Consider the following 19,457-nt stretch of genomic DNA (forward strand, 5'->3'; position numbering starts at 1 on the left):
TTGAAAAAAAGTCTAAAATCTGTTAGAATGGAAGCTATGAAAACATTCTATGATGTGCAGCAATTTCTCAAACAATTTGGCATTATTGTTTACATGGGGAAGCGTTTGTATGATATTGAACTGATGAAGCTCGAACTCTCTCGGATTTATGATGCAGGTCTCATGGACAAGCTAGATTACCTAGAAGCGGAAGCTGTTCTTCGTAGAGAGCACAAGATAGAATTAGACTACATAGAGAAAAATGGAGATAAGAACTTATGACAATTTGGGTTTTGTGGGGAATCGTACTAGCGATGGCGGCATGGATGGGGTATAACTACCTTCGTATTCGTCGTGCGGCTAAGATAGTGGATAATGCAGAATTTGAAGCCTTGATTCGAAAAGGGCAATTGATTGATGTCCGTGAACCAGCAGAATTTCACAGAAAACATATCCTCGGAGCTCGCAATATTCCTTCAAATCAGTTGAAGTCAAGCCTTGCAGCCCTTCGCAAGGATAAACCTGTCCTTCTCTACGAAAATCAACGTGGACAACGAGTGACCAATGCAGCACTTTATTTGAAAAAACAAGGTTTCTCTGAGATTTATATTCTTTCTTATGGACTAGATTCTTGGAAAGGGAAAGTGAAGACGAGTTAACATTCTATTAAAATCTGTCGAATGGTAGATAAAGCTAGTATCTTAAGGTATCATCATTTATATTAAATTTAAGGAGATTTTATAATATGAATTCACAACAAAAGAAAAAACTTCACTTATTTTAGGTATCTTATCTATCGTCCTTGGTTTGCTATTTCCAATAGTAGGTCTGATTTTGGGGATCATAGGATTGGTCTTGGCTTTTTCATACCAAAAAGAATCTGGACTAGACTATAAAACAGAAAAAATTCTGAATATCATTGGACTTGTGGTTTCTGTACTTAACTGGATTGTAGCTGTCGCAGTATTTTTTAGAATTGTAGCTGTCGCAGTATTTTTTAGATAAGCAAAAAATAAAAAAGCTTTAAATTTAAAGCTTTTTTATTTTATCGACTCATCTCTAAGTAGTTTTTTATGATTTCCAATTCCTCTGGATTCAAGGGGCGGAATTGCCCTTTTGCTAGTTCTGGGTCTAATGTAAAGTCACCGAATTGGACGCGTTTTAGGGCAGTCACCTTGACACCAACTGAGAGGAACATTTTTTTAACTTGATGAAATTTTCCTTCTGAGATGGTAATAGAGGCATGGCTCTCTGTTGGGCTTATGTCTAGAATTTCTAGCTGAGCAGGTTTACAAGTGGTCCCATCTAAAAAGACAATCCCATCTTTGAATTTTTGGATATGGTCTGACGTGAGTGGTCCGTTGACTTCCACTTGATAAGATTTATCAACATGGTACTGGGGATGAAGGAGTTGAAAACCAAGAGGTCCATTGTCTGTCAAAAGGAGCAGTCCCGTCGTATCGCGGTCTAGTCTGCCGATAGCATAGAGCTGGTCAGACTGGATGTCAGGTGGAAGGAGGTCCATGACGGTTGGAAGTTTCTTATCCTTGCTAGCTGTAACGACTCCGTTTGGTTTATGAAGCATGAGGTAGTTGTGCTCGTAGCCTTGGATTTGTCGTCCTTGAAAGACTAATTTCTGCAACCCAGTGTCGACATTTTGAGCGAGTGAGCGAGCTGGGCAATCATCTACTAGGATTTCTTTTTTTAATAAAGCCTGTTTCATAGCCTTGCGACTGGCCTTTTCTTGGGCTAATAATCTATCTAAACGCATACCAGCTTATCTTATCATAAGTCTCTGACTTTGAAAAGAGTTGCCTTGACTAGAAAAGCAGAGTGAAAACATTTACACTTAGCTGAACTGTGATTTTTGAATGAGACTGTGGTATAATTGTTCAGTTAGAAATAAAAATTTAAATATTAGAGGAAATCATGACAAAATTAAGAGAAGATATCCGTAACATTGCGATTATCGCCCACGTTGACCACGGTAAAACAACCCTCGTTGACGAATTATTGAAACAATCTGAAACTCTTGATGCACGTACTGAATTGGCAGAGCGCGCTATGGACTCAAACGATATCGAAAAAGAGCGTGGGATTACCATCCTTGCGAAAAATACAGCCGTTGCTTACAACGGAACTCGTATCAACATCATGGACACACCTGGACACGCGGACTTCGGTGGAGAAGTTGAGCGTATCATGAAGATGGTTGACGGTGTTGTCTTGGTCGTGGATGCCTACGAAGGAACCATGCCACAAACTCGTTTCGTATTGAAAAAAGCCTTGGAACAAGACCTTGTCCCAATCGTGGTTGTTAACAAAATCGACAAACCATCAGCTCGTCCAGCAGAAGTAGTAGACGAAGTATTGGAGCTCTTCATTGAGCTTGGTGCAGACGACGACCAGCTTGACTTCCCTGTGGTGTATGCTTCAGCTATCAACGGAACTTCTTCATTGTCAGACGATCCAGCTGATCAAGAAAAAACAATGGCACCAATCTTTGACACCATTATCGATCATATTCCTGCTCCAGTGGACAACTCAGATGAACCTTTGCAGTTCCAAGTGTCACTTTTGGACTACAATGACTTCGTAGGTCGTATCGGTATCGGTCGTGTCTTCCGTGGTAGTGTGAAAGTTGGGGACCAAGTTACCCTTTCTAAACTAGATGGTACAACGAAGAACTTCCGTGTTACAAAACTTTTCGGTTTCTTTGGTTTGGAACGTCGTGAAATCCAAGAAGCAAAAGCAGGTGACTTGATTGCCGTTTCCGGTATGGAAGATATCTTTGTTGGTGAGACGATTACACCGACAGATGCAGTTGAGCCTCTTCCAATCCTTCACATCGATGAGCCAACGCTTCAAATGACCTTCTTGGTCAACAACTCACCATTTGCTGGTAAAGAAGGTAAATGGGTGACTTCTCGTAAGGTAGAAGAACGCTTGCAAGCAGAATTGCAAACAGACGTTTCCCTTCGTGTTGACCCAACTGATTCACCAGATAAATGGACGGTTTCAGGACGTGGAGAATTGCACTTGTCAATCCTGATCGAAACCATGCGCCGTGAGGGTTATGAACTTCAAGTGTCTCGTCCAGAGGTTATTGTAAAAGAAATTGACGGTGTTAAATGTGAACCATTTGAACGTGTTCAAATCGATACTCCAGAAGAATACCAAGGATCTGTTATCCAAAGCCTTTCTGAACGTAAGGGTGAAATGTTGGATATGATTTCAACTGGTAATGGTCAAACTCGTTTGGTCTTCCTTGTTCCAGCGCGTGGTTTGATCGGATACTCAACTGAGTTCTTGTCAATGACTCGTGGCTACGGTATCATGAACCATACCTTTGATCAATACTTGCCATTGATTCCAGGTGAAATTGGTGGACGTCACCGTGGTGCCCTTGTTTCCATCGATGCTGGTAAGGCTACAACTTACTCAATCATGTCGATCGAAGAACGTGGTACAATCTTTGTCAACCCAGGTACTGAGGTTTACGAAGGAATGATCATCGGTGAAAACTCTCGTGAAAACGACTTGACAGTTAATATCACCAAGGCCAAACAAATGACCAACGTCCGTTCAGCTACTAAGGACCAAACAGCGGTTATCAAGACACCTCGTATCTTGACCCTTGAAGAATCACTTGAGTTCTTGAACGACGACGAGTACATGGAAGTAACGCCTGAGTCTATCCGTTTGCGTAAGCAAATCCTCAATAAGGCAGAGCGTGAGAAAGCCAATAAAAAGAAAAAATCAGCTGAATAAGAGCTAGAAAGAGATAAAGATGGTCTATTTAATCATAGGGATACTCTTATTACTACTCTATGTATTTGCGACACCTCAAAGTATTAAAGGAACAGTCAACATCGTTATCTTGGTCTTTGTAGTTGTTGCACTCTTGATTTTGCTGATGTTGTCCATCTTGCAAATCTTCCAATTACCGACAGAATTCTTTGTCACAATCGCCATGCTGGCCCTGGCTTACTTTAGCTTGAGAGACATTACGCTCATGTCTGAAAAAAAGAGCAAAAGAAGATAAAAAGAAAGAGAGCCATAGCTCTCTTTTTCTATGCTAGAATGAAGGCTAGAGCATTTTCGTTTAGTATTATTTCCATAAAAATGGTAAAATAGTAGGAGTAGAAATGGAGTTTGAGACATGAAAGTAATCGATCAATTTAAAAATAAGAAAGTACTTGTTTTAGGTTTGGCTAAGTCTGGTGAGTCTGCGGCCCGTTTGTTGGACAAGCTGGGTGCTATTGTGACAGTAAATGACGGCAAGCCTTTTGAGGAGAATCCTGCTGCTCAAAGCTTGCTAGAAGAGGGAATCAAGGTTGTCACTGGTGGGCATCCTTTGGAGCTCTTGGATGAAGATTTCGCTCTGATGGTGAAAAATCCAGGTATCCCGTATAGCAATCCCATGATTGAAAAGGCATTGGCAAAGGGGATTCCAGTCCTGACTGAGGTGGAATTGGCTTATTTAATCTCAGAAGCGCCAATTATCGGTATCACTGGTTCAAATGGGAAAACAACCACAACGACGATGATTGGGGAAGTTTTAACTGCTGCTGGTCAACGCGGTCTCTTGTCAGGGAACATCGGCTATCCTGCTAGTCAAGTGGCTCAAACTGCGACAGACAAGGATACCCTTGTCATGGAGCTGTCTTCCTTCCAACTAATGGGAATTCAAGAGTTTCATCCAGAGATTGCGGTTATTACCAACCTCATGCCAACTCATATCGACTATCATGGCTCTTTTGAAGAGTATGTGGCAGCTAAGTGGAATATCCAGAACAAGATGACAGCGGATGATTTCCTTGTTTTGAACTTTAACCAAGATTTGGCAAAAGAATTGGCTAGCAAAACACAAGCCACTGTTGTTCCATTTTCAACATTGGAAAAGGTTGATGGAGCTTATCTGGAAGATGGTCAACTCTACTTCCGTGGGGAAGTGGTCATGGCAGCTGATGAAATCGGAGTTCCAGGTAGCCACAATGTAGAAAATGCCCTTGCGACTATTGCTGTAGCCAAGCTCCGTGGTGTGGATAACCAAACCATCAAGGAAACTCTATCAGCCTTTGGAGGTGTCAAACACCGTCTCCAGTTTGTGGATGAAATTCAGGGTGTCAAATTCTATAACGATAGCAAGTCAACCAATATCTTAGCCACTCAAAAAGCCTTGTCAGGATTTGACAACAGTAAGGTTATCTTAATTGCAGGTGGTTTGGACCGCGGCAATGAGTTTGACGAATTGGTGCCAGATATTACTGGGCTCAAGAAGATGGTTATCCTCGGTCAATCTGCAGAACGTGTCAAACGGGCAGCGGATAAGGCTGGTGTGGCTTATGTAGATGCGACAGATATTGCTGATGCGACCCGCAAGGCTTATGAGCTCGCGACTCAAGGAGATGTGGTTCTCCTCAGTCCTGCCAATGCTAGCTGGGATATGTATGCTAACTTTGAAGTACGTGGCGACCTCTTTATCGACACAGTAGCGGAGTTAAAGGAATAATATGAAAAAAATTGTCTTTACAGGTGGGGGGACGGTTGGACATGTCACCCTCAACCTTTTGTTAATGCCCAAGTTCATTGAAGATGGCTGGGAAGTTCACTATATTGGTGACAAGCATGGAATTGAACACCAAGAAATCCTCAAGTCAGGTCTGGATGTGACCTTCCACTCCATTGCGACTGGGAAGTTGCGTCGCTATTTCTCTTGGCAAAATATGCTGGACGTCTTCAAAGTTGGTTGGGGAATTGTCCAATCGCTCTTTATCATGTTACGACTGCGTCCACAGGCTCTTTTTTCAAAGGGGGGGTTTGTCTCTGTACCGCCCGTTATCGCAGCGCGTGTGTCAGGAGTGCCTGTCTTTATCCACGAATCGGACCTGTCCATGGGCTTGGCCAATAAAATTGCCTATAAATTTGCGACCAAGATGTATTCAACATTTGAGCAAGCTTCAAGTTTGTCTAAGGTTGAACATGTGGGGGCAGTGACCAAGGTTTCAGACCAAAAGACTCCTGAACCAGATGAATTGGTGGATATCCAAACCCACTTTGATCCTAAATTGCCAACGGTATTGTTTGTTGGTGGTTCTGCAGGAGCTCGTGTCTTTAACCAATTGGTGACAGATTATAAGCAAGAACTGACAGAGCGCTACAATATTATCAATCTCACTGGAGATTCTAGCCTCAATGAGTTGAGTCAAAATCTCTTTCGTGTTGATTATGTGACGGATCTCTATCAACCTTTGATGGAGATGGCAGATGTGGTGGTAACGCGTGGCGGTGCCAATACGATTTTTGAGCTCTTGGCCATGGCGAAACTCCATCTCATCGTACCATTGGGTCGTGAAGCAAGTCGAGGAGATCAGATTGAAAATGCAGCCTATTTTGTTAAGAAAGGCTATGCAGAAGAACTTCAAGAAAGTGACTTGACCTTGGAAAGCTTGGAGGCGAAACTCAGTCACTTGCTTAGTCACAAGGACCAATACCAAGCTAGCATGAAAGCTTCGACTGAATTGAAATCTCTTGCAGATTTTTACGATCTATTAAGAAAAGACCTAGCATAAGGAATATCAATGTCAAAGGATAAGAAAAAAGAATCAAACCCTAAGAAAGAATTGTCTGAATGGCAGAAACGAAACCAGGAATACCTGAAAAAAAAGGCTGAGGAAGAAGCTGTCCTAGCTGAGGAGAAGGAAAAGGAAAAACAAGCTCGAATGGGGAAAAACTCTAAGTCGTTAGAGGAAAGTAAGAAGTCATCAAGTGATTCCGACCAGAACGAAACTGTTCCAGACGAAGAATCATCCGAAAAAGAAGAAAAATCTCAAAAGGATGACCGGAAAGTCAAAGAGGAAAAAGAGAAGAAGAAAAAAGAAAAACCAGAGAAACCAGAAAAACCTGCCAAGCCTAAAATTGCTCCTGTTCATATTTGGCGAGCTGTGAGTATCTTGGTACCCAGTGTCCTGGTCCTTCTTCTTTCAGTCTATCTATTGACTCCACTTTCGACCATCAAAAATATCGAGGTTAAGGGAAATAGTAACACGCAGGCGGATGACATCAAACAGGCTTCTGGGATTCAAGATAGCGACTATACTTTAGCTCTATTGTTGGATAAGGAAACATACGCTGAGCGAATCAAGTCCAATCATTGGATAGAATCGGCGAAGATTGACTATCAATTTCCGACTAACTTTACGATTGAGGTTAAGGAGTTTGATATTGTCGGTTATTATGTGTCTGGTGAAGAACATTATCCTATTCTTTCTAGTGGTACAGTAGAGTCAACTCCTATTGATCGCTTAAACTTGCCCGAGACTTATCTGACAGTTACCTTTAACGACGAGCAGCAGGTGAAAGAGCTGATCACAGGATTGTCTACCATCAGTGAGGATATCAAGAGTCAAATCCAGAAAATCGAATTAGCGCCGAGCAAGGCAACAGCAGATCTTTTAAAAATTACTATGCTGGATACAGATGAAATTTTGGTTCCTCTATCAGAATTGAGCAAGAAATTGCCTTATTACAGCAAAATCAAACCACAATTGTCAGAACCGAGTGTAGTCGATATGGAAGCTGGAGTATACAGCTATACGATAGCGGATAAATTGATAGAAGAGGCTGAGGAAAAAGCCAAGCAAGAGGCCAAGGAAGCTGAGAAGAAAAAACAGGAAGAAGAAAAGAAAAAACAAGAAGAACAAGGAAATCAAAGCCAAACGAGCCAGCAATCACAGAGTCGATAGACTAACTTTTCCTCTTGATTTTGAATGGTATAGAAGTCCAGTTTCGAGTTTTTGCTTGACAAGTCCTAGTATAAATAATAGAATAGAAAAAAACCTTTAAAGCAGTCCAGAGAGGCAGCTAAGGTTAGACGGTGAAAGGGTGGACTCTACCCATTTTTCGTGGAACCTTGCTGTTGGCAGGTTCCTTTTTTCGTGGTTTATTTTTGACCATACTCTCTTGCTCGTAAAGGTAAAAGGAGAAAGGTATGCGTGAACATCGTCCAGTTATTGCTCTTGATTTTCCTAGTTTTGAGGCGGTCAAGGAATTTTTATCTCTTTTCCCAGCAGAAGAAAGTCTTTATTTAAAAGTGGGAATGGAGCTTTATTATGCGGAAGGTCCAGAAGTTGTCCGTTATTTGAAGTCACTAGGGCATAGTGTCTTTCTGGACCTCAAGCTACATGATATTCCAAATACAGTTAAATCGGCCATGAAGGTCTTATCTCAGCTTGGTGTAGACATGACAAATGTTCATGCTGCTGGTGGTGTGGAGATGATGAAGGCTGCGCGTGAAGGTCTGGGGACACAAGCCAAATTGATCGCTGTGACCCAGCTGACATCAACGTCGGAAAGCCAGATGCAGGATTTTCAAAATATCCAAACCACTCTGCAAGAGTCTGTGATTCACTATGCCAAGAAGACAGCTGAAGCGGGCTTGGACGGTGTGGTTTGTTCAGCTCAGGAAGTGCAACTCATCAAGCAGGCCACCAATCCAGACTTTATCTGTTTGACACCGGGAATTCGTCCGGCGGGAGCTGCGGTAGGAGACCAAAAACGTGTCATGACACCTGCTGACGCCTATCAAATCGGTAGTAACTATATCGTAGTAGGACGTCCCATTACCCAAGCTGAAGATCCTGTTGTAGCTTATCATGCTATTAAGGATGAATGGAACCAAGACAGAAATTAAAGAAATAGATTATAAAAACAAAAGGAGAATACTATGACACTTGCTAAAGATATCGCTAGCCACCTCTTGAAAATCCAAGCTGTTTACCTCAAACCAGAGGAGCCTTTCACTTGGGCATCTGGTATCAAATCGCCGATTTATACTGACAACCGTGTGACGCTTGCCTATCCAGAGACTCGTACCCTAATTGAAAATGGTTTTGTGGAAGCTATTAAAGCAGAATTTCCAGAAGTAGAAGTGATAGCAGGAACTGCGACAGCAGGAATTCCACACGGAGCGATCATTGCTGACAAGATGAACTTGCCTTTTGCCTATATCCGCAGCAAACCAAAAGACCACGGAGCTGGTAATCAAATCGAAGGTCGTGTAGCTCAGGGGCAAAAGATGGTAGTGGTTGAAGACCTCATTTCAACGGGTGGGTCTGTTCTTGAAGCCGTAGCAGCAGCTAAACGCGAAGGAGCAGATGTGCTTGGAGTTGTAGCGATTTTCAGTTATCAATTGCCGAAAGCCGATAAGAATTTTGCGGATGCTGATGTGAAATTGGTGACACTTTCTAACTACAGCGAACTCATCCACCTAGCCCAAGAAGAAGGTTACATTACGCCAGAAGGACTCGACCTCCTAAAACGCTTTAAAGAAGACCAAGAAAATTGGCAAAATGCTTAAAACATAGAAAATCAGGTAGTCACAAGGTTACCTGATTTTTATATGTGGGCAATAAAACAAAGGTTCCTAAAGGTAAAGAAGAATATAGGATAATGGTAGAATGAGAGTCCTCTCTTTTTTGGGGCATATTCAGATAATCAGTTTGAAATTTCCAGACAAAATTTTTGAAAGGATTCTGAAAAAGAGGTAAGATAGTTAATGTAAGACAAAGTAAACGCTTACTTAATAAGGAGGACACTTTATGTCATATAAAACAAGCAATGCAGAAGGACCTGTAGATTTTATTAACACTTATGATTTGGAGCCAATGGCGCAACAAGTCATTCCTAAAGCTGCCTTTGGTTATATCGCTAGTGGAGCAGAGGATACTTTCACTTTACGCGAGAACATCCGTGCCTTTAACCACAAACTTATTGTTCCTCATACGCTTTGTGATGTTGAAAATCCAAGTACAGAGATTGAATTTGCAGGTGAAAAATTATCTTCACCAATTATTATGGCGCCTGTTGCGGCTCATAAATTGGCAAATGAACAGGGGGAAGTAGCTACTGCGCGTGGTGTGCATGAATTTGGTTCTCTCTATACAACTAGTTCCTACTCTACCGTTGACCTTCCAGAAATTACGGAAGCTCTTCAAGGAACACCTCATTGGTTCCAATTTTACTTTAGTAAGGATGATGGAATTAACCGCCATATCATGGACCGTGTGAAGGCTGAAGGCTATAAAGCGATAGTCTTGACGGCGGATGCAACTGTAGGAGGGAATCGTGAGGTTGATAAGCGCAATGGTTTTGTCTTCCCAGTTGGCATGCCGATTGTTGAGGAATACCTGCCAGAAGGTGCTGGAAAATCAATGGACTTTGTTTACAAGTCAGCTAAACAACGCTTGTCTCCACGCGATGTCGAATTTATCGCTACATACTCAGGACTTCCTGTGTATGTCAAGGGACCACAATGCCGTGAGGACGTTGAACGTTCGCTTGCTGCGGGAGCTTCAGGTATCTGGGTAACCAACCACGGTGGTCGCCAAATCGACGGTGGACCAGCATCCTTTGACTCACTTCAAGAAGTGGCTGAAGCAGTTGATAAACGTGTGCCAATTGTCTTTGACTCTGGTGTTCGTCGTGGTCAGCACGTCTTTAAAGCCTTGGCTTCAGGAGCAGACTTGGTAGCTATTGGGCGCCCTGTTATCTATGGCTTGGCTCTCGGCGGTAGTGTTGGTGTGCGTCAAGTCTTTGAGCACTTGAATGCAGAATTGAAGACAGTCATGCAGTTATCTGGAACTCAGACTATTGAGGATGTCAAACACTTCAAACTCCGTCACAACCCATACAATCCAACCTTCCCAGTTGACCCTCGTGACTTAAAATTGTATTGATAAAGAAGACGGCCTCCACCTTATGTGGAGGTTTTTCTTCGTGTATAGAAAGATTAAATCGTTATTAGAAACTATATAAATATATTTTCCAGTCAAATATCTTGCTAGGACTTTCATTTTCTGTTATACTGGTCCAGTAATAAAATAATAAAGACATTTGGGGTGCCTTAGGCTGAGATGATACCCATTGAACCTGATACAGTTAATACTGGCGAAGGGAAATGTGAAAAGGTTTTTTTCGTATGTCGAAAAGAACTGTCTAATCTTGTAAGTCAACTCTAATTCTTGATTGTAATTGGAGTTTTTTTGTTTATACAAACTGGATAGGCTTGTTTAGGTAGCTCTCTGCAAATGCCCTCGATGTTCTTTAAAAGTATCAAGTGGAATTACGATTTTGCTTGGTATCTCTTGATATTTTATTGATTACTAAGGAGTAAAGAAAGGAAAAATAAATATGGAAACACAAGACTATGCATTTCAGCCAGGTTTGACCGTTGGAGAATTATTAAAAAGTAGTCAGAAGGATTGGCAGGCTGCAATCAATCATCGTTTTGTTAAGGAACTTTTTGCGGGGACAATTGAGAATAAGGTCTTAAAAGACTACCTGATTCAAGATTATCACTTCTTTGATGCCTTCTTATCCATGCTGGGTGCCTGTGTAGCTCATGCAGACCAGCTTGAATCCAAACTTCGTTTTGCCAAGCAACTGGGCTTTCTTGAAGCAGATGAAGATGGTTATTTCCAAAAGGCTTTCAAAGAGTTAAAGGTAGCAGAGCATGACTATCTAGAAGTGAACTTGCACCCTGTAACAAAAGCGTTTCAGGATCTAATGTATTCTGCTGTGGCTTCATCAGACTATGCTCATCTTTTGGTCATGCTGGTCATTGCAGAAGGTCTCTATTTAGACTGGGGTTCTAAAGATTTGGCACTACCTGAAGCCTATATTCATTCGGAATGGATCAATCTACATAGAGGTCCTTTCTTTGCAGAGTGGGTTCAATTTCTAGTTGATGAACTTAATCGTGTCGGGAAAAACCGAGAAGATTTGACAGAACTTCAGAAACGCTGGAATCAAGCAGTTGCTTTAGAATTAACCTTTTTTGATATCGGTTATGAATTATAGGACAGATGCAATCCTTTGATGTAGATTAAAAGAATGAACAAACAAACTATATAAATATATTTTCCAGTCAAATATCTTGCTAGGGCTTTCATTTTTTGCTATACTGGTCCAGTAATTAAATAATAAAGACATTTGGGGTGCTTTAGGCTGAGATGATACCCATTGAACCTGATACAGTTAATACTGGCGAAGGGAAATGTGAAAAGGTTTTTTTCGTATGTCGAAAAGAACTGTCTAATCTTGTAAGCTAAACTCTAATTCTCGTTTGTAATTGGAGTTTTTTTGTTTATCAAAAGAGGATAGGCCTGACGACGAGCTTTTCGGTAGCTCTCCTTGAATGCCCCACTTTTCTTTAAAAAAGGAGTTTTTTATGTTGAAAAAATGGCAGTTAAAAGATGTTATCTTGCTTGCTTTCTTGTCTATCTTTTTTGGTGGCGTTTTTGTGGGTTCGGGTTATCTATTTGATATCCTCACCCTAATCTTGGCCCCTCTTGGTTTGCAGGCCTTTGCCAATGAAATCCTCTTTGGTCTCTGGTGTATGGCTGCGCCCATTGCGGCTATCTTTGTTCCAAGAATCGGAAGTGCAACGATTGGAGAAGTGCTCGCTGCGCTTGCTGAAGTCCTTTATGGTAGCCAATTCGGCCTAGGCGCTCTTTTGTCTGGCTTGGTTCAAGGCTTGGGAAGTGAATTTGGTTTTCTCGTAACCAAGAATCGCTATGAAAGTTGGCTCTCTCTAACTGCTAATAGTATTGGGATTACGCTTTTTAGCTTTGTCTATGAATACATTAAGTTAGGTTACTACGCCTTTTCCCTTCCTTTTGTCCTTTCCTTGCTTGTGGTGCGTTTTATTTCCGTCTTTTTCTTCTGTGCCATCTTGGTTCGTGCCATTGTCAAACTCTATCATCAGTTTGCGGCTGGAGGAAAGGCGTAGATGGGGCTGGAACTACGGGAGATTCAGTCCCCAATCTTTTCGGAGCCGATTGATTTTACTTTTCACGCGCAAGCTTTTACCTTGTTAGTTGGGAGCAGTGGTTCAGGAAAATCCAGTCTCTTTCAAATCATTGCCCAGGTCACTTCCTTGCCCTATAGTGGTCAAGTCCTGATAGATGGAAACCAGGTCAGTCAGCTTTCTATCGTCGAACGTGTCCAGACGGTTGGCATTCTCTTTCAAAATCCCAATCATCAATTTACCATGGAGAACTTGTTTGAGGAGCTGATTTTTACCTTGGAAAATATCGGCCATCCCGTTCAGGAGATTGATTCTAAAATAGCCGAGGTGGTCCAGCAATGTCGCTGCGAGGCAATCTTGCACCGTCCCATCCATCACTTATCAGGTGGGGAAAAGCAAAAGGCTGCGCTGGCTGTTCTATTTGCCATGAATCCTAGGGTCTATCTCTTGGATGAGCCCTTTGCTTCTATTGACCGCAAAAGTAGGATAGAGATCCTAGAGATTCTAAAGGAATTGGCCTCTAATGGGAAGACAGTCATCCTGTGTGACCATGATTTATCAGACTATGGAGCCTACATTGACCATATGGTGGAGCTAAGAGACGGGCAACTGAGGGAAGTGTTTCAAATCCCTACCTCTGAGATGACACAGGTTGCTTCAAAGGAAGTTGCCTCTAGCCTAGAACTATTCCATATGGATCGTGTGACTTGTGAGCTGGGTAATCGTCCCCTCTTTTCGATTGCTGATTTCACGTTTTACCAAGGAATTTCCTGTATCCTAGGTGATAATGGTGTTGGGAAATCAACCCTCTTTCGTTCCATTCTTCAATTTCAAAAGTATAGAGGGCGCATTACTTGGAAGGGTTCGGTCCTAAAAAAGAAAAAGAGTCTGTATCGTGACCTGACGGGTGTCGTTCAGGAAGCTGAGAAGCAATTTATCCGAGTCAGTCTGAGAGAGGAACTTCAATTAGATAGCTCAGACTCGGAAAGAAATCAGCGGATTCTACAAGCTTTACGATATTTTGATCTGGAGCAGGCGCTTGATAAGAGTCCCTATCAATTAAGTGGTGGCCAACAAAAGATTCTTCAGCTCTTGACCATCTTGACCAGCAAGGCTTCTGTGATTTTACTAGATGAACCTTTTGCTGGTTTAGATAATAGAGCCTGCGCCTATTTTTGTCAGTGGATTCTGGAGGACAGAAATCAAGGGAGAAGTTTTTTGATCATTAGCCATCGTTTAGATCCCTTGATTTCTGTGGTCGATTATTGGATTGAGATGACTAGTGAGGGTCTCCGTCATATTAAAGACGTGACCATCAGCAAACCTCTCACATCTCGGAGTATCAATACTCAAGGGGAGGTGAAGTAGTATGGTCAAAGTAGCAACCCAGACACCGATAATCGGTCTCTTCTTTCTAATTTTATCCTTGGAAACATCTTTCATTCCTTCGATTGCTCTTAATCTTTCAGTAGTCGCATTTTGCATTCTCTTCATGCTCTACTACCGTCGATTTAAATTGTTGGCTTGGATGCTTGTGCTCGCCATCTTACCATCCTTTGCCAACTACTGGGCAGTACAGTTACATGGGGATGCTTCGCAGGCAGTGATACTTGGAACGAGGGCCTTTGTGACGGTTTGTATCGGTCTTGTCTTTGTTTCCAGTATTTCCTTAAAAGAGCTTCTCTTGTACTTGGCTCAAAAGGGGTTATCACGGTCTTGGGCCTATGCCTTAATTGTGGTATTCAATGCCTTTCCCCTCATTCAACAAGAAATCAAGTCCCTCAAGGAAGCTTGCTTATTGCGTGGTCAAAAATTGCATGTTTGGTCTCCCCTGATTTACAGTAAGGTTCTGATGACAGTCTTTAGGTGGCGCCATCTTTACCTGAGAGCTCTATCTGCGCATGGATATGACGAGCATGCACAGTTGGAGAATAGTTATCGGACTTTTTATATTTCTCAGAGGACAAAATTGATCTACCTACTTTTCTTTTTATTGCTTCAAACCAGCCTATTTCTATAAAGGAGTTATTATGGAATTTACAGATATTGCGATGGAATTATCCAAGGAAGCTTGGCAGGCTTCCTTTCATCACCCCTTTGTTTTACAGTTACAAGAGGGGAATTTAGAACCTTCTATTTTCCGCTATTACCTGATTCAGGATGCCTACTACCTGAAGTCTTTTTCAGAAGCCTATCACCTCTTGGCTGATAAGACTTCAAACCAAGAGATGAAAAGACTCTTGAAACAAAATGCCCAGAGTCTAGTGGAGGGTGAGTTGTTTATCCGCCAACAATTTTTCATGGAATTAGGAATCAGCGACCAGGAAATGGAGCAACATCCAATCGCTCCAACCTGTTATCATTACATTTCTCATATTTATCGCCAGTTTGCAGAGCCAAACTTGGGCATTGCTTTTGCTAGTTTGCTTCCATGTCCTTGGTTATACCATGATTTGGGCAAGGCACTTAATCGCAAACCATCCCCGAATCCTCTTTATCAACAGTGGATTGAGACCTATATCACCGATGAGTTAGAACAGCAGATTAAAGAGGAAGAAGCCCTGGTCAATCAGCTCTATCGCGAAAGCAACGAGACAGACAAACAAAAAATGCTAGAGGCCTTCCACCGAAGTGTCCACATGGAAGCTAAGTTTTGGGAGATGGCTTACCAACATCAAACCTGGACGAGTGATTTGCAATCCTTAGAAAAAGAGAAGAAATAGAAAATGAGAAACCACCAACTACAAGTTCACAAATTAACTATTTTATCCATGATGATTGCCCTTGACGTAGTTCTTACACCCATCTTTCGAATTGAAGGAATGGCACCGATGTCTAGTGTAGTCAATATTCTGGCAGGAATCATGATGGGACCTGTTTATGCCTTGGTCATGGCTACAGTCACAGCCTTTATCCGTATGTCTACTCAAGGCATTCCGCCCTTGGCCCTCACAGGAGCTACTTTTGGAGCTCTCCTAGCAGGTCTCTTTTATAAGTACGGTCGAAAATTTCACTATTCTGCCCTAGGAGAAATCTTGGGAACAGGGATTATCGGTTCTATTGTTTCCTATCCTGTCATGGTTCTCTTTACCGGATCTGCGGCCAAGCTCAGCTGGTTTATCTATACTCCGAGATTTTTCGGAGCGACCTTGATCGGTACAGCCATAGCTTTCCTCGCCTTTCGATTTTTAATCAAGCAGGAATTCTTTAAAAAAGTGCAGGGATATTTCTTTGGAGAAAGGATAGACTGATGCAGGCATTTACAAATCCTTTCCCTCTGGCAACCAGTTCCTTGATTCACTGCATCACCAATGAGATTTCCTGTGAGATGCTGGCTAATGGCATTTTGGCTCTAGGATGCAAACCTGTCATGGCAGATGACCCTCGTGAAGTTCTTGATTTTACTAAGCAAAGTCAAGCCCTCTTTATCAATTTGGGGCATTTGTCAGCCGAGAAGGAAAAAGCAATCCGTAGGGCAGCTTCTTATGCAGACCAAGCTTGTCTCCCAATGGTAGTAGATGCGGTTGGCCTAGCAGCATCTCCCATTCGAAAGACCTTAGTCAGAGATCTTTTAGAATACAAGCCCACAGTCCTTAAAGGGAATATGTCGGAAATCCGAAGTCTTGTTGGTTTAAAGCACCACGGAGTTGGAGTTGATGCTAGCCATAAAGATCAAGAAACTGAGGATTTACTTCAAGTCTTGAAAGACTGGTGTCAGCTTTATCCTGGTATGTCATTCTTAGTAACTGGACCTAAGGACCTCATAGTTTCAGAGAATCAAGTTGCTGTATTGGGAAATGGCTGTGACGAATTAGACTGGATAACGGGGACAGGAGACCTGGTTGGAGCCTTGACTGCCGTTTTTCTCAGCCAAGGAAAGACTGCCTTTGAAGCTTCGTGCTTAGCGGTTTCTTATCTCAATATTTCTGCTGAGAGAATTCTTGTTCAAGGAATGGGATTGGAAGATTTCCGCTTTCAAACTCTCAATCAGCTCTCTCTTCTAAAAAGAGATAAAAATTGGCTAGATGCTATCAAAGGAGACTTTTATGAATAGAGAAGCACTCAGACTATATCTGGTAACCAATCGCTACCAAGATTCCTTGGAAAACTTTCTTGAAAAAGTCGAGACGGCCTGCCGTTCAGGTGTTACCATCATCCAACTACGAGAAAAAAATCTCACCACCAATCAATACTATCAACTGGCAAAACAAGTCAAGGAAATAACCGATGCCTATCAGGTCCCCTTGATTATCGATGATCGTTTGGATGTTTGTCTCGCGGTTGATGCTGCTGGGTTGCATATAGGCGACGATGAACTACCAGTTTCGGTTGCCCGCAAAGTCTTGGGTCCTGAAAAAATCCTCGGTGTCACTGCTAAAACAGTAAAAAGGGCTCTTGAGGCGGAAACATCGGGTGCGGATTACTTGGGAACAGGAGCCATTTTCCCAACTACGACCAAAGAAAATGCACCCATCACCCTGATTTCAACCTTGAAAACAATTTGCCAAACGGTCGCCATTCCAGTAGTTGCTATCGGAGGCCTGACGTCAGAGAATATTGACCAACTTGCTGAAACTGGTATAGCAGGGGTAGCCGTTGTCCGTGATTTGATGCAGGCAGAAGATATAGAAGCAAAAACGCAAGCTTTTTTAACAAAGCTAGATGACATTATTTCCTAATCAAAAACTCTCTAATTCCCTTATAGTGGGAACTAGAGAGTTTTTTCTTAATCTTTAAAGCTTGTATGGTTGACTGGGCCAGAACCATGACCGAGTTGAGGGGCGTCTTGGATGGCTTTTGTGATAAAGGCCTTGGCCTTATCGACTGCCTGATAAAGGGTCTTCCCCTTGGCTAGTTCAGCCGTAATCACTGCAGCAAAAGTACATCCAGTACCATGGGTGTGACAGGTTTGAATTCGTGGACTTTCCCAGACAAATTGTTCCTCCTTGGTAAAGAGGAAATCCTTGGCACCACCTTCAAGATGACCACCTTTGATAACTACAGACTGAGGACCAAATTCTTTTAAAATCAGGCGACCAGCACGCTGCATGTCTTCTGGATCATGGATTGAAAAACCAACAATCTCTTCTGCTTCAGGAAGATTGGGAGTGATAATGGTTGCAAGGGGAAGTAGGTTTGTTTTTAGGAAGCTTCTCGCACTGGTATCAATCAGGGTGTCCCCACTCGTAGCGACCATAACAGGGTCCAGCACATAGGGACAGTCCAGCTTTTTAAGGTAGGGTTGGATGATCTCCATGATCTCAGTAGTTGCCAACATACCAGTTTTCACAGCCTGAGGTTTGATATCCGAAAAGACACTCTCCAATTGAGCTTCCAGCATTTGGTTGGAGACGTGCTCGATTAATTGAACACCTCTGGTATTTTGAGCGACAAGGCTGGTGACAACGGCCATTCCATAGACATCTCTCGCTTGGAATGACTTCAAATCAGCCATAATGCCAGCACCGCCACTAGGGTCAGTTCCTGCAATGGATAGAGCAACGGGTAAATAAGTCATCTAAAACCTCCCAACCAACTGAAGTTTGTATTCTCAAGAACAAGCTAGTCTGTTTGAGGAAAGCAATAGAAGACTAGCTAGTCCTCATTATCATTTCCACTTCCATCAGCTAGCATTACCTAGATTGAGTCAAAGGGATATAACAGTCGTTAATCTCAGCTTTACGCACCCCTAGTGGTTGTTTTCTTTTTTCTACAGTATAGCATATTTTTATAGTTTATATAGTGAAATTTGACTGCAAATCTCTCGTTACAGGATTAGAATTCTATTTTTCGAAAAAATAATAAAAATTATAGTTGACAAATGTAGATTTTGAGAGTATACTAATAACTGTAATCGACAAATGTAGATTTAGGAGGTGTGATGATGCAGATTTCAGATGCAGAATGGCAGGTCATGAAGATTATTTGGATGCAAGGAGAGCAGACCAGTACGGATTTGATCAGGGTTCTGGCGGAGCGGTTCGACTGGTCCAAGTCGACCATTCAAACTCTTTTGGCTCGTTTAGTTGAGAAAGAGTGTCTGACAAGGAAAAAAGAAGGCAAGTTCTTTGTCTATTCAGCCCTTTTAACTCTGGACCAGAGTCGAGACTTGCTTGTCCAAGATATCAAAGACAAGGTTTGTTCTCGTAGGATTAAGAACTTGTTGGCTGATTTGATTGTGGAATGTGATTTCACTTTGGCTGACTTGGAAGACTTAGAAGCTGTGATTTCTAAGAAGAAATCAAGCGCTGTAACAGAAGTAAGATGTAATTGTATGTAAAGGAGACGTCATGTTAAATAGTATTGTAACCATTATTTGTATTGCCCTTATCGCGTTTATCTTGTTTTGGTTTTTCAAAAAGCCTGAAAAATCTGGACAAAAGGCCCAGCAAAAAAAGGGTTACCAAGAGATCCGAGTGGAAGTCATGGGGGGCTATACGCCTGAGTTGATTATTCTTAAAAAATCAGTGCCAGCCCGCATTGTCTTTGACCGCAAGGACCCTTCACCCTGTCTAGATCAGATCGTCTTTCCAGATTTTGGTGTGCATGCGGATCTTCCTATGGGTGAAGAGTATGTAGTGGAAATCACACCTGAGCAGACTGGAGAGTTTGGCTTTGCATGTGGTATGAACATGATGCACGGCAAGATGATTGTAGAGTAGGAGGA

At 42.2% G+C, this 19,457-nt stretch carries 23 protein-coding genes and 3 riboswitches; of the genes, 21 read left to right on the plus strand and 2 right to left on the minus strand.

The genetic code is table 11. The features are described from left to right. Positions 1-27 precede the first annotated feature (27 nt). The 3 genes from P8P68_RS00380 (at position 28) to P8P68_RS00390 (ending at position 984) form a co-directional block, all read left to right on the plus strand. Positions 28-261: a YqgQ family protein gene (locus P8P68_RS00380; protein WP_044135604.1), complete on the plus strand. Its 234-nt coding sequence runs from the start codon at positions 28-30 to the stop codon at positions 259-261. Beyond that, a complete protein-coding gene (locus P8P68_RS00385; RefSeq protein ID WP_049485369.1) occupies positions 258-638 on the plus strand; it encodes a rhodanese-like domain-containing protein in 381 nt (126 codons plus the stop codon). Before P8P68_RS00380 ends, P8P68_RS00385 begins: the two co-directional genes overlap by 4 nt. Positions 639-756: 118 nt before the next feature. Beyond that, entirely contained in the window at positions 757-984 is a 228-nt protein-coding gene (locus P8P68_RS00390; protein ID WP_278276314.1) for a DUF4190 domain-containing protein, read from the plus strand. A gap of 40 nt (positions 985-1,024) precedes the next feature. Here the strand turns inward: P8P68_RS00390 and P8P68_RS00395 are convergent, their stop codons facing one another. Further along, positions 1,025-1,750 (minus strand): pseudouridine synthase, encoded by a 726-nt coding sequence (locus P8P68_RS00395; protein WP_278275968.1) that lies wholly within the window; start codon positions 1,748-1,750, stop codon positions 1,025-1,027. 158 nt (positions 1,751-1,908) lie between these two features. Between P8P68_RS00395 and typA the strand changes: the two genes are divergently transcribed. From typA to thiE, 16 genes are all read left to right on the plus strand, one after another. Beyond that, entirely contained in the window at positions 1,909-3,750 is a 1,842-nt protein-coding gene (typA, locus tag P8P68_RS00400) for a translational GTPase TypA (protein ID WP_000164119.1), read from the plus strand. Between the two features lie 19 nt (positions 3,751-3,769). After that, positions 3,770-4,024: a DUF3165 family protein gene (locus tag P8P68_RS00405; RefSeq protein WP_000262662.1), complete on the plus strand. Its 255-nt coding sequence runs from the start codon at positions 3,770-3,772 to the stop codon at positions 4,022-4,024. A 117-nt stretch (positions 4,025-4,141) separates the two neighbouring features. Continuing rightward, entirely contained in the window at positions 4,142-5,494 is a 1,353-nt protein-coding gene (murD, locus tag P8P68_RS00410) for a UDP-N-acetylmuramoyl-L-alanine--D-glutamate ligase (protein ID WP_278275969.1), read from the plus strand. 1 nt (position 5,495) lies between these two features. Next, positions 5,496-6,554 carry a UDP-N-acetylglucosamine--N-acetylmuramyl-(pentapeptide) pyrophosphoryl-undecaprenol N-acetylglucosamine transferase gene (locus P8P68_RS00415; RefSeq protein ID WP_049479555.1) on the plus strand — a complete coding sequence of 353 codons (1,059 nt, stop codon included), beginning with the start codon at positions 5,496-5,498 and terminating at the stop codon, positions 6,552-6,554. 9 nt (positions 6,555-6,563) lie between these two features. Beyond that, the gene (locus tag P8P68_RS00420) at positions 6,564-7,727 is read left to right on the plus strand and encodes an FtsQ-type POTRA domain-containing protein (RefSeq protein WP_278275970.1); all 1,164 of its coding nucleotides are present in this window, start codon (positions 6,564-6,566) and stop codon (positions 7,725-7,727) included. Between the two features lie 245 nt (positions 7,728-7,972). Next, positions 7,973-8,674 carry an orotidine-5'-phosphate decarboxylase gene (gene pyrF, locus P8P68_RS00425; protein ID WP_278275971.1) on the plus strand — a complete coding sequence of 234 codons (702 nt, stop codon included), beginning with the start codon at positions 7,973-7,975 and terminating at the stop codon, positions 8,672-8,674. Between the two features lie 33 nt (positions 8,675-8,707). Further along, the gene (pyrE, locus tag P8P68_RS00430) at positions 8,708-9,340 is read left to right on the plus strand and encodes an orotate phosphoribosyltransferase (protein WP_000170905.1); all 633 of its coding nucleotides are present in this window, start codon (positions 8,708-8,710) and stop codon (positions 9,338-9,340) included. Positions 9,341-9,581: 241 nt separating this feature from the next. Further along, a complete protein-coding gene (lctO, locus tag P8P68_RS00435; RefSeq protein ID WP_000120743.1) occupies positions 9,582-10,718 on the plus strand; it encodes an L-lactate oxidase in 1,137 nt (378 codons plus the stop codon). 148 nt (positions 10,719-10,866) lie between these two features. Further along, a riboswitch (TPP riboswitch) is annotated at positions 10,867-10,955 on the plus strand. A 217-nt stretch (positions 10,956-11,172) separates the two neighbouring features. Beyond that, positions 11,173-11,841 carry a TenA family protein gene (locus P8P68_RS00440; RefSeq protein WP_278275972.1) on the plus strand — a complete coding sequence of 223 codons (669 nt, stop codon included), beginning with the start codon at positions 11,173-11,175 and terminating at the stop codon, positions 11,839-11,841. A 123-nt stretch (positions 11,842-11,964) separates the two neighbouring features. Next, positions 11,965-12,053, plus strand: a riboswitch (TPP riboswitch). A 158-nt stretch (positions 12,054-12,211) separates the two neighbouring features. Next, positions 12,212-12,772, plus strand: a complete 561-nt coding sequence (locus P8P68_RS00445; protein ID WP_000915264.1) for an ECF transporter S component — start codon at positions 12,212-12,214, stop codon at positions 12,770-12,772. After that, positions 12,773-14,158 carry an ABC transporter ATP-binding protein gene (locus P8P68_RS00450; RefSeq protein WP_000522132.1) on the plus strand — a complete coding sequence of 462 codons (1,386 nt, stop codon included), beginning with the start codon at positions 12,773-12,775 and terminating at the stop codon, positions 14,156-14,158. It begins immediately after the preceding gene. A 1-nt stretch (position 14,159) separates the two neighbouring features. Beyond that, the gene (locus tag P8P68_RS00455; RefSeq protein WP_000241361.1) at positions 14,160-14,810 is read left to right on the plus strand and encodes an energy-coupling factor transporter transmembrane component T; all 651 of its coding nucleotides are present in this window, start codon (positions 14,160-14,162) and stop codon (positions 14,808-14,810) included. A 10-nt stretch (positions 14,811-14,820) separates the two neighbouring features. Further along, positions 14,821-15,513: a thiaminase II gene (gene tenA / locus P8P68_RS00460; protein WP_038805709.1), complete on the plus strand. Its 693-nt coding sequence runs from the start codon at positions 14,821-14,823 to the stop codon at positions 15,511-15,513. A gap of 3 nt (positions 15,514-15,516) precedes the next feature. Next, a complete protein-coding gene (gene thiW / locus P8P68_RS00465; RefSeq protein ID WP_101800166.1) occupies positions 15,517-16,041 on the plus strand; it encodes an energy coupling factor transporter S component ThiW in 525 nt (174 codons plus the stop codon). Beyond that, positions 16,041-16,844 carry a hydroxyethylthiazole kinase gene (locus P8P68_RS00470; protein ID WP_001147717.1) on the plus strand — a complete coding sequence of 268 codons (804 nt, stop codon included), beginning with the start codon at positions 16,041-16,043 and terminating at the stop codon, positions 16,842-16,844. The genes thiW and P8P68_RS00470 overlap by 1 nt, the downstream gene beginning before the upstream one ends. Further along, a complete protein-coding gene (gene thiE, locus P8P68_RS00475; protein ID WP_001078201.1) occupies positions 16,837-17,469 on the plus strand; it encodes a thiamine phosphate synthase in 633 nt (210 codons plus the stop codon). The genes P8P68_RS00470 and thiE overlap by 8 nt, the downstream gene beginning before the upstream one ends. 47 nt (positions 17,470-17,516) lie before the next feature. Here the strand turns inward: thiE and thiD are convergent, their stop codons facing one another. Beyond that, a complete protein-coding gene (gene thiD, locus P8P68_RS00480) occupies positions 17,517-18,308 on the minus strand; it encodes a bifunctional hydroxymethylpyrimidine kinase/phosphomethylpyrimidine kinase (protein WP_278275973.1) in 792 nt (263 codons plus the stop codon). A gap of 84 nt (positions 18,309-18,392) precedes the next feature. Beyond that, a riboswitch (TPP riboswitch) is annotated at positions 18,393-18,491 on the minus strand. Positions 18,492-18,674: 183 nt separating this feature from the next. Between thiD and P8P68_RS00485 the strand changes: the two genes are divergently transcribed. Together P8P68_RS00485 and P8P68_RS00490 are read left to right on the plus strand one after the other, a co-directional pair. Beyond that, positions 18,675-19,070, plus strand: a complete 396-nt coding sequence (locus tag P8P68_RS00485) for a CopY/TcrY family copper transport repressor (RefSeq protein WP_001167199.1) — start codon at positions 18,675-18,677, stop codon at positions 19,068-19,070. 10 nt (positions 19,071-19,080) lie between these two features. Continuing rightward, positions 19,081-19,452 carry a cupredoxin domain-containing protein gene (locus P8P68_RS00490; RefSeq protein WP_000935056.1) on the plus strand — a complete coding sequence of 124 codons (372 nt, stop codon included), beginning with the start codon at positions 19,081-19,083 and terminating at the stop codon, positions 19,450-19,452. The last annotated feature ends 5 nt before the right edge of the window (positions 19,453-19,457 follow it).

The sequence above is a fragment of the Streptococcus sp. D7B5 genome, from assembly GCF_029691405.1.
In the GTDB taxonomy this organism is placed as follows: domain Bacteria; phylum Bacillota; class Bacilli; order Lactobacillales; family Streptococcaceae; genus Streptococcus.

Bases quoted from the DNA above. Each gene is read 5' to 3' on its own strand.
- P8P68_RS00395 (WP_278275968.1), bottom strand. From the start codon at position 1,750: ATGCGTTTAGATAGATTATTAGCCCAAGAAAAGGCCAGTCGCAAGGCT.
- P8P68_RS00455 (WP_000241361.1), top strand. From the start codon at position 14,160: ATGGTCAAAGTAGCAACCCAGACACCGATAATCGGTCTCTTCTTTCTA.
- P8P68_RS00470 (WP_001147717.1), top strand. From the start codon at position 16,041: ATGCAGGCATTTACAAATCCTTTCCCTCTGGCAACCAGTTCCTTGATT.
- pyrF (WP_278275971.1), top strand. From the start codon at position 7,973: ATGCGTGAACATCGTCCAGTTATTGCTCTTGATTTTCCTAGTTTTGAG.
- lctO (WP_000120743.1), top strand. From the start codon at position 9,582: ATGTCATATAAAACAAGCAATGCAGAAGGACCTGTAGATTTTATTAAC.
- pyrE (WP_000170905.1), top strand. From the start codon at position 8,708: ATGACACTTGCTAAAGATATCGCTAGCCACCTCTTGAAAATCCAAGCT.
- P8P68_RS00415 (WP_049479555.1), top strand. From the start codon at position 5,496: ATGAAAAAAATTGTCTTTACAGGTGGGGGGACGGTTGGACATGTCACC.
- P8P68_RS00440 (WP_278275972.1), top strand. From the start codon at position 11,173: ATGGAAACACAAGACTATGCATTTCAGCCAGGTTTGACCGTTGGAGAA.
- P8P68_RS00445 (WP_000915264.1), top strand. From the start codon at position 12,212: ATGTTGAAAAAATGGCAGTTAAAAGATGTTATCTTGCTTGCTTTCTTG.
- P8P68_RS00450 (WP_000522132.1), top strand. From the start codon at position 12,773: ATGGGGCTGGAACTACGGGAGATTCAGTCCCCAATCTTTTCGGAGCCG.
- P8P68_RS00405 (WP_000262662.1), top strand. From the start codon at position 3,770: ATGGTCTATTTAATCATAGGGATACTCTTATTACTACTCTATGTATTT.
- P8P68_RS00380 (WP_044135604.1), top strand. From the start codon at position 28: ATGGAAGCTATGAAAACATTCTATGATGTGCAGCAATTTCTCAAACAA.
- P8P68_RS00420 (WP_278275970.1), top strand. From the start codon at position 6,564: ATGTCAAAGGATAAGAAAAAAGAATCAAACCCTAAGAAAGAATTGTCT.
- P8P68_RS00485 (WP_001167199.1), top strand. From the start codon at position 18,675: ATGCAGATTTCAGATGCAGAATGGCAGGTCATGAAGATTATTTGGATG.
- typA (WP_000164119.1), top strand. From the start codon at position 1,909: ATGACAAAATTAAGAGAAGATATCCGTAACATTGCGATTATCGCCCAC.
- thiW (WP_101800166.1), top strand. From the start codon at position 15,517: ATGAGAAACCACCAACTACAAGTTCACAAATTAACTATTTTATCCATG.
- thiD (WP_278275973.1), bottom strand. From the start codon at position 18,308: ATGACTTATTTACCCGTTGCTCTATCCATTGCAGGAACTGACCCTAGT.
- murD (WP_278275969.1), top strand. From the start codon at position 4,142: ATGAAAGTAATCGATCAATTTAAAAATAAGAAAGTACTTGTTTTAGGT.
- P8P68_RS00385 (WP_049485369.1), top strand. From the start codon at position 258: ATGACAATTTGGGTTTTGTGGGGAATCGTACTAGCGATGGCGGCATGG.
- tenA (WP_038805709.1), top strand. From the start codon at position 14,821: ATGGAATTTACAGATATTGCGATGGAATTATCCAAGGAAGCTTGGCAG.
- thiE (WP_001078201.1), top strand. From the start codon at position 16,837: ATGAATAGAGAAGCACTCAGACTATATCTGGTAACCAATCGCTACCAA.
- P8P68_RS00490 (WP_000935056.1), top strand. From the start codon at position 19,081: ATGTTAAATAGTATTGTAACCATTATTTGTATTGCCCTTATCGCGTTT.